Below are 14479 nucleotides of genomic sequence, written 5' to 3' on the forward strand. Positions count from 1 at the left end.
AAACGAATTGACTGTGCCGAACAACTGTAAAAGTTGTCGTTTGGTCACTCAGTTCATCGAATAAATCTTTTTGTCTATTCTCAACGAGTGCCCACACAGATTGCATAGGTCAAATTGTTAAAGAGCGTTGACGATGCGAAGCCGCGCTTCGCTTGGTCAGGGCTGCGTATCTTACGCGCCTTGCCGTTAAAGTCAAGAAGAAATTTTATCTTTTATTCTCAACCCGCCGGGTGAAATAAAACCTCTTTTTGACTCCCCTAACGCTTGGCGTTAAGCAGGTCGGCCATCTTAATCTTTTAAAAAATCACGTCAAGCGTTTATTTTTATTTGATTTTTTTCTCGACATGCTCGCTGAACGCTTGCCCTGCGTGCCGTGTCGATGGAGGCGCATTATAGAGAAACCACTCACCTTCGCAAGACTAAAAAGCGACTTTTTTTAGAAAAAGTCGCCGTTCGGTCAAACAATCAGCGTTATGGCCTAAAAGCGGGCAAATTGCTCGCTAAATTCCGCCACTTTTCGCCAATCCGTGTATTCAACCTCTTTGGTCGTATCCGTCTCCCCACCCGTGATATGCATGATGAAGCGAATCATCACTCGATCAAACCATTTATAACGTGGATAGTAGAGTGCGCCGGCAAAGACACCATGCAGTTCGGGGGTCCAGGGTGACTTTTCGATAAACTTACGGCTATAAGCGCTGGTTTCTGGCGTATCTTTCCCCGGTTTACGCGCGGTGAGATTGACACTAAAGAATGCTGCTTTCACGGTTTTAAGCTGATCTGCATGCGCATCAATGAATTGATATAGCTTTTTATTAAAATGGCCATAGCGAATAGACGCACCAATCAGTATCCGATCGTATTGGCTGAGATCAATGTCTGGCCGCTGATGAATATCTTTCACCTCACACTGCGCCGAAGCCCCCAGCTGTTGCTCGATAAAATGCAGGATTTTCTTGGTCTGCCCTTCTCGGCTGGAATGTAGCAGTAAGACTTTTTGCGTTGCGTTGCTTTGCTCGCTCATGTCCTCTCCTTCCCCATACGGCTAGCTCCGCCAGAATGTGGGAGTAAATAAAACCAATAATGTGAATATTTCTAAACGACCGAATAGCATGGCAAGGATCAATACCCACTTCGCCGTGTCATTAATATCGCCAAAGTGAGCAGCCACTTCGCCTAGCCCTGGGCCTAGGTTATTGAGGGTCGCTGCAACGGCTGAAAACGCCGTTAGCTCTTCAATGCCAGTGGCTATCAAGGCCAACATACAAATGACAAATACCAGCGCGTAGGCGGAGAAGAACCCCCATACGGCATCAACCACTTGCTGCCGTAGCGCCTTATTACCCACTTTGATGGTGTATACCGCGCGAGGGTGCACCAAGCGTTTCAATTCTCGCGTTCCTTGGAGTGACAACAGCAAGATACGAATGACCTTCATCCCGCCACCGGTCGAGCCTGCACACCCACCAATAAATGACGAGAACAGGAGTAAAACGGGGAGGAACAACGGCCAATGGGCAAAGGTTGTGGTGGTATAGCCCGCGGTGGTTGATATTGATACCGACTGAAATAGCGCCTGGGTGAAGGTTTCTGTGGCGCTCTCATAAACCTGATGCCCGCTCAGCATGGTAAACACCACCAGCCATAGTAGGAACTGAATCACCAAAAACGCGCGAAATTCTGGATCACGCAAGTAAAACTTTAGATTGAGCCCATTATTGGCAAAGGCGGCGAAATGGAGAGAAAAGTTACACGCAGAGATCAACAGAAACACCACAGTGATGAGATTAACCGCAGTGCTATCAAAGTGACCAATGCTGGCATCATGGGTTGAGAACCCGCCGATGGCAACGGTCGAAAAGCTGTGCCCAATGGCATCAAAGGCAGACATGCCCGCCAGCCAGTAGGCCAAGGCACAACTTACGGTTAAAGTCAGATAAATGTACCAGAGCACCTTGGCAGTCTCAGCGATCCGAGGTGTCATTTTGGTGTCTTTCACGGGGCCAGGGATCTCGGCGCGATAAAGCTGCATCCCCCCGATGCCGAGTACTGGTAGGATGGCCACCGCCAGCACAATGATCCCCATACCACCGAACCACTGTAGCAACTGGCGATAGAACAAAATCGCTTTAGGTAACTCATCTAGCCCCACAATGACGGTTGCGCCCGTCGTGGTTAAACCAGAAAAGGACTCAAAAAACGCCTCGCTCACGGAAAGATCGGGCTGTTCAGACAGCATCAACGGAACTGCCCCTGCACTGCCGATCACCGTCCAGAATAAGACAACAATCAAAAACCCATCACGTGCTTTGAGTTCATGCCGATAATTTCGATTGGGGAACCAAAGTAACCCGCCACCCGCGAGTAGTAGAAAAAACGTCAAAACAAAAGGATAGCCCGCACCATCACGATAGATAAACGCAACCAATGCAGGCGCTAACATGGTGATGCTGAACAGGGCCAGCAGGAGTCCGACAATGCGGGTAATGGAACGAAATTGCATAGCCTGACGTGGCCCTCTTATCGGCGGTAGCGACTTTCTACCGTCTCGTCGTTACACGTAAAGCAGGCTAAGTGCCTGACGTTGTCTTATGTTCTAACGGGTGCGCGCTTGCTTGTCCGCGGGTTTGATTTTTAAGTGCTTCAAGAAACACATCGATATAGCGCGCATCGATACGCACACTCAATCGCACATTATGGCTGAATTCTGCATCGAGCTGAACGCCATCGTACTGCTTGAGTAGCGATTCTATCGTATCAATGTGAGCATATTCACAGCTTATCGTGTAAGGGACTGTCACTGCCACTTCTCGCGTGGTCAAAAGGCCCAGGGCTTGCTGCACACTACTGCCATACGCTTTGACCAAGCCCCCAGTACCCAGTTTAATCCCGCCAAAATAGCGTACTACCACGGCACAAATCTCACCGACGTTCGCACCAGATAACTGCGCAAGCATCGGCTTGCCTGCCGTTCCCGCTGGCTCACCATCATCGCCACACCCCCATTGCACGGAAGATTCAGGCCGGCCTGCGACAAATGCCCAGCAGTGATGCCGTGCATCAGGATACGCTTCTCGCAACGATTGAATAAATTGCTTTGCCTCTTGTTCTCCGGGCGTATGAGCAAGATACGTAATAAACCGGCTTTTTTTGATTTCAAGCTCGTGCCTCACGGTGTCAGCAGGCACTGCGTATGGGGTGATAGGCATCATGGTACAACCTTTGTGTCTCAGCGATGCACTGTATCATATTCCCTCAAGCACGACAGGGACTCGACCACAGTAAAAACAACCCACACCACATATTTTAAACATTCGTTTAACTTTTGGTTGTCATTTCTTATAACAATGATCCACACTAGGTCGCATCTGGTCTAACCAGAACACTATTCAACCAGGATGGTACTGCCAACGTGGAGAACAACCATGATCTACCAAGGAGATAACCTATCAGTTCGTGCTTTGGATAACGGCATTGCAGAACTGACCCTAGACAGCCAAGGTTCTGTCAACAAATTGGATCTGGCAACGCTAGAAAGCTTAGACCAAGCCCTCGATGCCTTGTCGGGTCGCGATGATATTAAAGGACTGCTGCTGACCTCTGCTAAATCAGCCTTTATTGTCGGCGCAGACATTACCGAATTTCTCGGATTGTTTGCCAAACCCGACCAAGAGCTCTCTGATTGGGTATCTCGCGCCAATGCCATTTTCAATCGTTTAGAAGATTTACCCTATCCCACCCTTAGTGCCGTCAATGGCCATGCACTCGGCGGTGGCTGTGAGTGCATACTCGCGACCGATTTACGTGTAGCAGGTCAGGACGCGCGTATCGGTCTTCCTGAAACCAAGCTCGGCATTATGCCCGGCTTCGGTGGTACCGTGCGCTTGCCTCGACTTATCGGCGCCGATACCGCGATGGAAATCATCACTGCTGGGAAAGAAAAACGCGCGTCCGCGGCGTTAAAAGAAGGCGTAGTGGATGCCGTTGTCGATAACGCGCACCTGCGTGACGCGGCGATTCGAATGCTAGGCCAAGCGATCGACGAAAAAATTGACTGGCAAAGCCGTCGCCAACAGAAAAAACAACCACTGAAGCTTAACCGCACCGAGGCAGCGATGAGCTTTACCATGGCCAAAGGCATGGTGGCACAAGTTGCAGGGAAACATTATCCGGCTCCAATGACGGCAGTGACGGCCATTGAAGAAGCCGCAGGGATGACACGCGATGAGGCACTTGAGGTCGAAAACCGCTATTTCGTCAAGCTAGCCAAAACCGATGTCGCACAAGCCTTGGTGGGCATTTTCCTCAATGACCAGGTCATCAAAGGCAACGCGAAAAAAGCTGCCAAACAAGGTAAAGACACACAACGTGGTGCGGTATTAGGCGCAGGCATCATGGGCGGCGGCATTGCCTATCAATCGGCACTGAAAGGCGTGCCGGTGATGATGAAAGACATCGCCCAAGCCTCACTCGACCTCGGTATGAAAGAAGCAACCAAGCTGCTGAATAAGCAGCTAGAGCGTGGTCGTGTCGATGGTTTTAAAATGGGCCAAGTATTGTCGTCAATCACCCCAAGTCTTCACTATGCGGGCATTGAGCAAAGTGACGTGATCGTCGAGGCCGTGGTCGAGAACCCGAAAGTAAAAACCAGCGTCCTCAAAGAAGTCGAAGCGCTAGTCAGTGACGACACGGTCATTGCGTCCAACACCTCTACCATTCCTATCAATACACTGGCGAAGTCATTGGCCCGTCCAGAAAACTTCTGTGGCATGCACTTCTTTAACCCGGTTCATCGCATGCCATTAGTTGAAGTGATTCGTGGCGAGAAAACCTCTGATGAAACCATCGCACGCGTGGTGGCTTACGCCGCCAAGATGGGTAAGTCGCCCGTGGTCGTCAACGACTGCCCCGGCTTTTTCGTCAACCGCGTATTGTTCCCCTACTTCCATGCCTTTAGCTTGCTACTGCGTGACGGGGTGGACTTCCAGCGCATTGATAAAATCATGGAAAAACAATTTGGCTGGCCGATGGGTCCGGCGTACCTGCTTGACGTGGTCGGTATTGATACCGCGCACCACGCACAGGCGGTAATGGCAGAAGGCTTCCCAGACCGCATGAGTAAGTCTGGCCGCGATGCCATTGATGTGATGTTTGAGGCCGAGCGCTTTGGTCAGAAGAATGGCAAAGGCTTCTATCGCTACACCACAGACAAAAAAGGCAAGCCGAAAAAAGAAGCCGATGAAGCCGTCCCTGCTTTGCTCGCACCCGTAATTGAAGGGGGTCAAGCAGAGATCAGTGACGAGGATATTATCGCTCGCATGATGGTGCCGATGATCAACGAAGTCGCCCGCTGTTTGGAAGAAAACATCATTGCCTCTCCGGCAGAAGCAGACATTGCTTTGGTTTACGGTATCGGCTTCCCGCCATTCCGAGGCGGTGCCTTCCGTTATGTCGATACTTTGGGTGTTGATAACTACGTCGCCATGGCTGACAAATTCTCTGAGCTCGGCGCTTTGTATCATGTTCCTACGGATATGAAACGTCGTGCCAGCGATAAACAGGCTTACTTTGATGTCACACCGGTCAACGCACCGCAATCAGCCTAAGTTTAAGGAGAGAACAATGAACAATGTAGTGATCGTTGACTGTATCCGTACCCCCATGGGCCGTTCGAAAGGCGGTGTGTTTCGCCACGTTCGTGCTGAAGATCTATCCGCGCACCTAATGAAGTCTCTATTGGTACGTAACCCTGGGGTAGACAGCACCAGTATTGAAGACATCTACTGGGGCTGTGTACAACAAACGCTCGAGCAAGGTTTCAACATTGCCCGTAATGCGGCGCTCCTTGCTGGCATTCCACATAGCGTGGGTGCCACCACGGTCAACCGCCTGTGTGGCTCGTCGATGCAGGCACTGCACGATGCGGCTCGCGCAATCATGGTCGGTGATGGCGACACCTTCTTGATTGGTGGTGTCGAACACATGGGCCACGTGCCGATGAACCATGGTGTCGACTTCCACCCTGGCTTATCTAAGTCAGTCGCTAAAGCCGCTGGCATGATGGGACTTACCGCAGAAATGCTCGGTCGCATGCATGGCATCAGTCGTGAAATGCAAGACCAGTTTGCCGCTCGTTCTCATGCCCGTGCGCATGCCGCCACCGTGGAAGGCCGTTTTAGAGATGAGATTGCGCCTATTGAAGGCCATGATGCCGATGGCTTACTCACCTTGGTGGAAGACGATGAAGTGATTCGTCCAGAAACTACCGTAGAGAGCCTCGCTGGTTTACGCCCCGCCTTTGATCCTGCCAATGGCACAGTAACCGCTGGCTCGTCGTCGGCACTATCGGATGGTGCCTCTGCAATGTTGGTGATGAGTGAAGAAAAGGCCAAAGCCTTGGGGCTGCCTATCCGTGCACGTATCCGTGCCATGGGCGTCGCCGGCTGTGACCCATCCATTATGGGATATGGTCCGGTCCCAGCGACCAAAAAAGCGCTCAAACGTGCGGGCCTAAGCATCGATGACATTGACTTGGTCGAACTGAATGAGGCATTTGCCGCCCAGTCTCTGCCTTGTGTCAAAGATCTTGGCCTGATGGATAAAGTGGATGACAAAGTTAACCTCAACGGTGGTGCAATTGCACTGGGTCACCCGCTAGGCTGTTCCGGCGCACGCATCTCGACCACCTTACTACATCAAATGGAGCGCCAAGATGCTACCTTAGGCTTAGCGACCATGTGCATTGGTCTCGGTCAGGGGATTGCGACAGTGTTCGAACGCGTCTAACCACAATGCGCACTTTCATCAATAAAGAGCGGCTACGTCCGCTCTTTTTTTGGCTTGCGTCATCCCGCACGCAATCGCATAGTGATTGATGTAACGCATGTGGTGGTAACATCATCTGGCCTAGTATGGCCACTCACTGACTTCAACCGGGAGAATGCCATGTTTAACGCGCTTGTCCTTGAACAACACGAAAAGCAAACCCTCGCCAAAATCACCTCACTCGATGATGACCTTCTTCCAGAAGGCAATGTCACCGTCAATGTTGATTTCAGCTCCCTCAATTATAAAGACGGCTTAGCCATTACCGGCAAAGGTAAGATTGTTCGCCAATTCCCCATGGTGCCAGGGATCGACTTTGCCGGCACAGTTGCCGATAGCCAACACCCCGACTATCAACCCGGAGATAAAGTGGTGCTCACTGGTTGGGGCGTCGGTGAAGCACACTGGGGAGGCATGGCAGAGAAAGCGCGTGTTAATGGCGACTGGCTCGTTCCCCTTCCTGAGGGGCTCATTGCGCAACAAGCAATGATGGTAGGCACCGCGGGGTTTACCGCGATGTTATGTGTGCAAGCCTTAATCGATGGTGGCGTCAAACCTGAAGATGGCCCAGTGTTAGTCACCGGTGCCAGTGGCGGCGTTGGCTCTGTCGCGGTCACCTTATTGCATGCGTTGGGCTATCGCGTCAGTGCCGTCACAGGCCGACTTGAAGCCAACCAAGCGTGGCTTAAGCAACTAGGCGCTGACGACGTGCTACCGCGCGAGTCCTTTAGCGCACCCGGTCGCCCGCTAGACAAGCAACAGTGGGCTGGCGCAATTGATACCGTAGGCAGTCAAATGCTTGCCAATGTCCTCTCACAAATCCAGTACGGGGGGACGGTCGCCGCATGCGGCCTTGCCGGCGGTTTTGATTTACCCGCCACTGTGATGCCGTTTATTTTGCGCAATGTGCGATTGCAAGGTGTCGATTCAGTCTCTTGCCCGAAAGCGCAACGTCAAGCTGCGTGGCAATCACTCACCAAGCTACTCCCAGCCAGTTACTTTGAACAGGCGTGCCACACCATCGCACTGGCGCAAACCCCAGAGTATGCGGATAAAATTATTCAGGGCGAGGTGAAAGGCCGCGTCGTTATCGAGATCGCTCACCAAAACTAATCCGCGCAAAAAGGCCAATCTTTATTACGGGTTGGCCTTTATTGGCGACGTGTAGACAAAAAAAATCCCGCTCGAAGAGCGGGGAAGCCCAAGAAAACTGGGAGTGAGTGTAGCTGTTGAGTGAGTTAGCCTAGTCAGGCTGCGAGCGTGGCGTTGAGGTCGATAAGGCTTCTACCAATAACCCCAAGGCTGCGGCGCAGATTGCTAGTGTTGCCAAGAGAGTGTGCTCATGACTGTGCGTTAATCCCCAAAAAGCGAGTCCGCTCAGCCCTGTGTAAGCAGCGATACGGTGTCCATAAGCCAAGCTCAATGTGCTCGTTTGTGCTTTTCTCATGATCCCGCCTTTCGTTAACGACTTGTTAAATAATTTACACAACTCATTTACAAGCGCAACCCTGTTTGAATAATTTGTCGCCATAAGTATGATCAGGTCGACACTTTTTGAGGTAAAAATAATGACACTCGCTTTTGACCACGCCGATCTTCAACTTGATGCCTTAGGCCTGCGCTGCCCGGAGCCTGTAATGATGGTACGTAAACGTATCCGTCATATGGACGAGGGACAAACCTTGCTGATTACCGCCGATGATCCCTCAACCACGCGTGATATTCCCAGCTTTTGTCGTTTTATGGATCACACCCTTATCGCAGCCCAAACAGAGAGCGTGCCGTTTCAGTTTTTGATCAAAAAAGGGCTGGCATAACGCCAACCCTTATTCATTCATCATTGTCCTGCGTTAGCTCAGTAGATACCAAGTATCGAGCACAGCCAATGCGGCAAACATCGCCGCCGCGAGCGCCCGCACGACAGCAAGCGGGACATGGCGCTGAATTTTATCACCCGCCAGCACCACTGGGACATTGGCTAGCAACATGCCAATGGTTGATCCAATCACTACCACCCACAACGCTTCATTAAACTGTGCGCCCAATGCGGTCGTGGCGAGCTGGGTTTTATCGCCAATTTCTGCGACAAAGAACGCACTGAAGCTCGCCCAAAACGCGCTTTTGCCCTGAATACCTTCATCCTCAAGCTTATCCGGGATCAGCATCCATACCGCCATCACGCCAAAACTGATGATCAAAATAATATGCAATACGGTATCGGTCAGTATATCGGCCGCGACCACCCCGAGCCAGGCGGCAATGGCGTGATTGACTAACGTCGCCAATAAAATGGCACTGATAATCACCGCAGGTTTACGAAAACGTGTCGCTAACGCCAGCGATAGTAGTTGGGTTTTATCCCCGATTTCCGCCAAGGTGACGGTAGAGATAGAAATGGCAAGAACGCTCATGACATTGCTCATCTGGGGCAGGGCTTATTATGATTCAACCACGACAACACACACGCCCCACCCCGGTTCGTGCGATTGTCGTTGGTCTCGTCAAGCCCAGAGCACCTAATGGCAGGCTTGCAATCACCATGAAGATTTTGCTTCAACTATGTTGATGATTGCCCCACTGACTGTGCAGTGGTCGACTACTCCCCAAGACGGCGCTAGTGTACGATTTGAACAATCGCTTGGCAACTTCTATTCCTCTTGCCCCTGCACGGAGAAAATAAGCGCCTCAAAGGCGCACAAAAATCCGCCAGCCCCCTACTGCTTGAGCGCGCTGCGAGTTATAATTGCCAGCTATTTTCTCCATTCATCAACTCGCGCGAACCTGACAATGCATAAATTCGATATCAAAACCTTTCAGGGTATGATCCTCGCGCTGCAGGATTATTGGGCCCAGCAAGGCTGTACCATTGTTCAGCCGCTAGACATGGAAGTGGGTGCAGGTACCTCCCACCCAATGACATGCTTGCGTGCACTTGGTCCAGAGCCCATTGCAGCGGCTTACGTTCAACCTTCTCGTCGTCCTACCGATGGGCGTTATGGCGAGAACCCGAACCGTCTGCAGCACTACTACCAGTTTCAAACCATCCTGAAGCCGTCACCCGATAACATTCAAGAGCTGTATTTAGGCTCGCTGCGAGTGCTGGGAATTGACCCAGAAGTCCACGACATTCGCTTTGTGGAAGATAACTGGGAAAACCCAACGCTGGGCGCTTGGGGCCTCGGCTGGGAAGTCTGGCTGAACGGGATGGAGATCACTCAGTTTACCTACTTCCAACAAGTCGGCGGCCTGGAATGTAAACCGGTCACCGGTGAGATTACCTACGGTATCGAACGCCTGGCGATGTACATTCAAGAAGTCGACTCTGTGTATGATCTGGTTTGGACCGATGGCCCATTTGGCAAAGTCACCTACGGCGATATTTTCCACCAAAACGAAGTGGAGCAATCGACCTATAACTTTGAACACGCTGATGTTGATTTTCTGTTCCGCTACTTTGATCAGTGCGAAGCCGAAAGTACCAAGCTTCTGGATCTCGAGCAGCCGCTCCCTTTGCCTGCTTACGAACAGATCCTAAAAGCCGGTCATGCGTTCAACCTGCTGGATGCGCGTAAAGCCATTTCAGTGACTGAACGTCAACGCTATATTCTGCGCATTCGCACACTGACTAAACGTGTCGCCGAAGCCTACTACGCATCTCGCGAAGCGCTAGGCTTCCCGATGTGCCGACACAGCAAATAAGGGAGCATCATGGCAACGCAAAATTTCCTGATTGAGCTCGGCACTGAAGAGCTACCACCCACAGCCTTGCGCACACTGGCTGAAGCCTTCGCGAGTCAGTTTGAAGCACAACTAAAAGACGCTGATCTGAGCCACCACGGCATTACTTGGTACGCGTCCCCGCGTCGCTTAGCACTTAAAGTGGCTGCATTGAGCGATCGCCAGCCAGATAAAGTGGTTGAGAAACGCGGTCCTGCGGTAAAAGCCGCCTTTGACGCAGACGGCAATCCCACCAAAGCGGCCATGGGTTGGGCGCGCGGTAACGGGATTGACGTGAGCGAGGCCGAGCGCCTAAAAACCGATAAAGGTGAGTGGTTGCTGTATCGTCAACACGTACCTGGCCAAGCCATTGACGCCTTACTGCCGGTACTGGCCGATAACGCCTTAAGCAAACTGCCTATTCCTAAACCCATGCGCTGGGGTGACAAAGACACCCAGTTTATCCGCCCAGTGAAAACCTTGGTGATGCTGTATGGGGACACCTTGATTGAAGGCACTATCCTAGGCGTGGCGTCTGATCGCGTGATTCGTGGCCACCGCTTTATGGGTGAATCGAGCTTAACGCTGGATCATGCTGACGAATACCCAGAGCGCCTTGAGCGTGAAGGTAAAGTCATGGCCGATTATGAAAAACGTAAGGCGTTGATTATTAAAGATGCCAAAGCAGCGGCTGACGCGGTTGGTGGGGTTGCTGAGCTTGATGACGACTTGGTTGAAGAAGTCACCTCTTTGGTGGAATGGCCAGTGGTACTGACTGCCTCTTTTGAGAACAAGTTCCTTAAGGTGCCATCAGAAGCGCTGGTGTACACCATGAAAGGCGATCAAAAGTACTTCCCTGTCTATGACGCTAATGGTGAGCTACTGCCCAAGTTCATCTTCGTGTCTAACATCGAATCGAAAGATCCAGCGCAAGTTATCTCAGGCAATGAAAAAGTCGTGCGTCCTCGCCTCGCGGATGCGGAGTTCTTCTTTGATACTGACCGCAAGCGCCCATTGATTGATCGCCTGCCAGAGCTTGATAGCGCGGTATTCCAAAAGCAATTGGGTACCATCAAAGATAAAACCGATCGCATTACTGCACTCGCAGGACAGATTGCAGAGCGTATCGGCGCCGACAAGTCACACACTGAGCGCGCAGGCCAACTGGCTAAGTGCGATCTCATGACCTCGATGGTGTTTGAATTCACTGAAACCCAAGGCGTGATGGGCATGCACTATGCGCGTCATGATGGCGAGCCCGAAGCCGTAGCGCTGGCGCTGAATGAGCAATACTGGCCACGCTTTGCCGGTGACAAGCTACCTACGACACCGGTCTCCTCAGCACTCGCGATGGCTGACAAAATGGATACCATCGTGGGCATCTTTGGTATTGGTCAAGCACCTAAAGGCAGCGACCCCTTCGCCCTGCGTCGGGCCGCATTAGGGGTTCTACGTATTGTCGTCGAGAATGGCTATCAGCTTGATCTTGTCGACCTCATCCGTGATGCCAAAGCTCAGTACGATGACCGTCTGACTCACAAAGAGGTAGAAGCGGATGTCCTCGACTTTATGCTAGGTCGTTTCCGCGCTTGGTACCAAGATATGGGCTATAGCGTTGATATCATCCAAGCCGTGTTGGCACGTCGTCCAACCAAGCCTGCTGACTTTGACAGCCGCGTTAAAGCGGTGTCGCACTTCCGCAGCCTTGAAGAAGCCGAAGCACTCGCCGCGGCCAACAAGCGTGTAGGCAATATCCTGGCCAAGTATGACGGCGAGCTCCCTAGCAGCGTCGATACAAGCTTGCTACAAGAAGACGCTGAAAAAGCATTGGCGGACGTGGTCGCTGAGAAAGTCGCTGCGGTTAAACCTTTATTTGCTGACAGCGATTATCAGGGCGCGTTGACCGAGCTGGCGCAATTGCGCACACCGGTTGATACCTTCTTTGATAACGTGATGGTTATGGCAGACGATCCTGCACTGAAAGCCAACCGTTTGGCGATGCTTCACCTTATCCGTGAGCAGTTCCTCAACGTGGCAGATATTTCTGTTCTGCAGAAGTAATTATCAGCAACACACGACTCAGCCCCGCTATGACGCGGGGCTTTTTTTGGGTATTGATACGCGGACGCCCCTCTTCGCTACCAATTCTCATCTACCTTGCTACCAGCTCTCAGCCTCGTTGGCTACCCAATTTAATGACGCTAATCACCCTGTTTGTCGAGCCAAGCCGAGTTGGTTTCACATGGAACACTTGGATTTCTACCCCTCTAAGCGACTTTCGCCCTAGTGTGTACCGATAACGTAACAACCCCGTCAACCATACCCTTTAATGACGAGAAGATAACAAACTTACCATGCTTTCTTTTACACAATAGATTGTTGTATGTTGATTGCAGCTTAACCACAACATCGATACAGATATTTAAAGGCAGTAATCATGGAAGTCACTCACTTTGGCGAGAAGTTCGCCAATCACTCGGGCATCACACAATTAATGGACGATCTTAATGACGGCTTACGTAATCCAGACGCCATTATGTTGGGGGGCGGCAACCCCGCGGCGATCCCGGAAATGCTCGACTACTTTAAGACGCTAAGCCAATCAATGCTCGACGACGGTAGTCTCGTTCACGCCATGGCAAACTACGATGGTCCACAAGGAAAATCGGCATTACTCAATGCCCTCGCCGAGCTGCTGAATAAGACTTATGGCTGGCAGCTCTCAAGCAAAAACATCATGCTGACCAATGGCAGCCAAAGTGCATTCTTTTATCTGTTTAACCTATTAGCGGGGCGCTACGCCGATGGCAGCCACAAAAAAATATTGCTACCCCTTGCCCCCGAGTATATCGGCTATGGTGACGCCGGTATCAACGACGATATCTTTGTTAGCTATCAACCTGAGATTGAATTATTGGATAACCGCCAATTTAAATATCATGTCGACTTCAGCCGCCTGAAGATTGATGAGAGCATTGGTGCCATCTGTGCCTCCCGCCCGACTAACCCAACCGGGAATGTGCTAACCGATAACGAAATCCGACAACTGGACCAACTCGCGCGCGACCACAATATTCCACTGATCATCGATAACGCTTATGGCACGCCCTTCCCGGATATTATTTTTGAAGACGTTGCACCGTTCTGGAATGACAACACCATACTCTGCTCGAGCCTCAGTAAGCTAGGGCTGCCTGGTGTGCGTTGCGGGATTGTGATTGCCAATGAAACGGTGATCAATGCGATGTCCAACATCAATGGTATCGTCAGCCTGTCGCCAAACAGTGTGGGGCCAGCAATGGCACTAGCAATGATAGAACGCGGTGATCTCTTACGCTTAAGCAAAGACGTCGTTCGTCCTTTCTACCAGCAAAAGTCACAGCGCACATTAAAGATGGTGCTTGAGACCATTAATGATGAGCGAGTTCGTGTTCATAAGCCAGAAGGAGCTATCTTCCTGTGGCTCTGGTTTAACAAGCTCCCAATCTCTACCCAAGAGTTATATAAACGCTTAAAAGCTCGCGGTGTACTGGTTGTCCCCGGAGAGTATTTCTTTATTGGTGTCGATCACGAAGGCTGGGATCATGCCAAGCAATGTATCCGAATGAACTACGTGCAAGATGACAAGATGATGCAGAAAGGCATTGATATTATCGCTGAAGAAGTCGCGCGTGCCTACAACGAGGAATAAGCCTTGGTTTCACGTGGAACATCGGTTAGTGGATGTTCCACGTGAAACCTTTTATGGATTTCCCTTCTCATGTTTTAAGTCAACACTTAAAGAACAACTCGTCATTCAAATATTGCACGAGACTTTTGGACAAGGTGAAGAAGTCGCTCATCTCGCACCACTTAAGACCAAGTAGGCTCACAGCAAACAAGTCGTCATCCAGCACTGCTAATGACACGCCTTTCTTTCCTTGCAAGCGGACCTACC

At 51.1% G+C, this 14479-nt stretch carries 12 protein-coding genes and 1 riboswitch; of the genes, 7 read left to right on the plus strand and 5 right to left on the minus strand.

Annotated features, from left to right (window positions below; translation table 11 throughout):
• Positions 1 to 478: 478 nt before the first annotated feature.
• The 3 genes from hemG to EHW56_RS13530 all read right to left on the minus strand — a co-directional run bounded on the left by hemG (position 479) and on the right by EHW56_RS13530 (position 3209).
• Positions 479 to 1024, minus strand: coding sequence for a menaquinone-dependent protoporphyrinogen IX dehydrogenase (gene hemG, locus EHW56_RS13520; protein ID WP_046074829.1), 546 nt, complete (start codon positions 1022 to 1024; stop codon positions 479 to 481).
• Between the two features lie 21 nt (positions 1025 to 1045).
• On the minus strand, positions 1046 to 2503 hold the full coding sequence (locus EHW56_RS13525; RefSeq protein ID WP_046074830.1) for a TrkH family potassium uptake protein: 1458 nt from the start codon (positions 2501 to 2503) through the stop codon (positions 1046 to 1048).
• Between the two features lie 67 nt (positions 2504 to 2570).
• Positions 2571 to 3209: a YigZ family protein gene (locus EHW56_RS13530; protein ID WP_046074893.1), complete on the minus strand. Its 639-nt coding sequence runs from the start codon at positions 3207 to 3209 to the stop codon at positions 2571 to 2573.
• Between the two features lie 216 nt (positions 3210 to 3425).
• On the opposite strand from EHW56_RS13530, the gene fadB reads away from it, so the two are divergent.
• From fadB to EHW56_RS13545, 3 genes are all read left to right on the plus strand, one after another.
• Positions 3426 to 5606: a fatty acid oxidation complex subunit alpha FadB gene (gene fadB, locus EHW56_RS13535; protein ID WP_046074831.1), complete on the plus strand. Its 2181-nt coding sequence runs from the start codon at positions 3426 to 3428 to the stop codon at positions 5604 to 5606.
• Between the two features lie 16 nt (positions 5607 to 5622).
• A complete protein-coding gene (fadA, locus tag EHW56_RS13540; RefSeq protein WP_046074832.1) occupies positions 5623 to 6786 on the plus strand; it encodes an acetyl-CoA C-acyltransferase FadA in 1164 nt (387 codons plus the stop codon).
• Between the two features lie 159 nt (positions 6787 to 6945).
• Complete coding sequence (locus tag EHW56_RS13545) at positions 6946 to 7938, plus strand: MDR family oxidoreductase (protein ID WP_152797100.1); 993 nt, start codon at positions 6946 to 6948, stop codon at positions 7936 to 7938.
• Between the two features lie 130 nt (positions 7939 to 8068).
• On the opposite strand, the gene EHW56_RS13550 is transcribed toward EHW56_RS13545, so the two are convergent.
• Positions 8069 to 8272 carry a hypothetical protein gene (locus EHW56_RS13550; RefSeq protein WP_077607307.1) on the minus strand — a complete coding sequence of 68 codons (204 nt, stop codon included), beginning with the start codon at positions 8270 to 8272 and terminating at the stop codon, positions 8069 to 8071.
• Between the two features lie 121 nt (positions 8273 to 8393).
• On the opposite strand from EHW56_RS13550, the gene tusA reads away from it, so the two are divergent.
• Positions 8394 to 8642, plus strand: a complete 249-nt coding sequence (tusA, locus tag EHW56_RS13555; protein ID WP_046074835.1) for a sulfurtransferase TusA — start codon at positions 8394 to 8396, stop codon at positions 8640 to 8642.
• Positions 8643 to 8675: 33 nt separating this feature from the next.
• Here the strand turns inward: tusA and EHW56_RS13560 are convergent, their stop codons facing one another.
• Positions 8676 to 9236 carry a TMEM165/GDT1 family protein gene (locus EHW56_RS13560; RefSeq protein WP_152797098.1) on the minus strand — a complete coding sequence of 187 codons (561 nt, stop codon included), beginning with the start codon at positions 9234 to 9236 and terminating at the stop codon, positions 8676 to 8678.
• 28 nt (positions 9237 to 9264) lie between these two features.
• Positions 9265 to 9437, minus strand: a riboswitch (yybP-ykoY riboswitch).
• Positions 9438 to 9612: 175 nt separating this feature from the next.
• Here EHW56_RS13560 and glyQ point away from each other — a divergent pair.
• From glyQ to EHW56_RS13575, 3 genes are all read left to right on the plus strand, one after another.
• On the plus strand, positions 9613 to 10524 hold the full coding sequence (gene glyQ, locus EHW56_RS13565) for a glycine--tRNA ligase subunit alpha (RefSeq protein WP_069362311.1): 912 nt from the start codon (positions 9613 to 9615) through the stop codon (positions 10522 to 10524).
• Positions 10525 to 10533: 9 nt separating this feature from the next.
• Positions 10534 to 12603 (plus strand): glycine--tRNA ligase subunit beta, encoded by a 2070-nt coding sequence (glyS, locus tag EHW56_RS13570; protein ID WP_152797096.1) that lies wholly within the window; start codon positions 10534 to 10536, stop codon positions 12601 to 12603.
• Positions 12604 to 12979: 376 nt separating this feature from the next.
• On the plus strand, positions 12980 to 14233 hold the full coding sequence (locus EHW56_RS13575; protein ID WP_152797094.1) for a valine--pyruvate transaminase: 1254 nt from the start codon (positions 12980 to 12982) through the stop codon (positions 14231 to 14233).
• The last annotated feature ends 246 nt before the right edge of the window (positions 14234 to 14479 follow it).

Origin of the sequence: Salinivibrio sp. VGrn1 (assembly GCF_009377995.1) — a bacterium.
In the GTDB taxonomy this organism is placed as follows: domain Bacteria; phylum Pseudomonadota; class Gammaproteobacteria; order Enterobacterales; family Vibrionaceae; genus Salinivibrio; species Salinivibrio siamensis.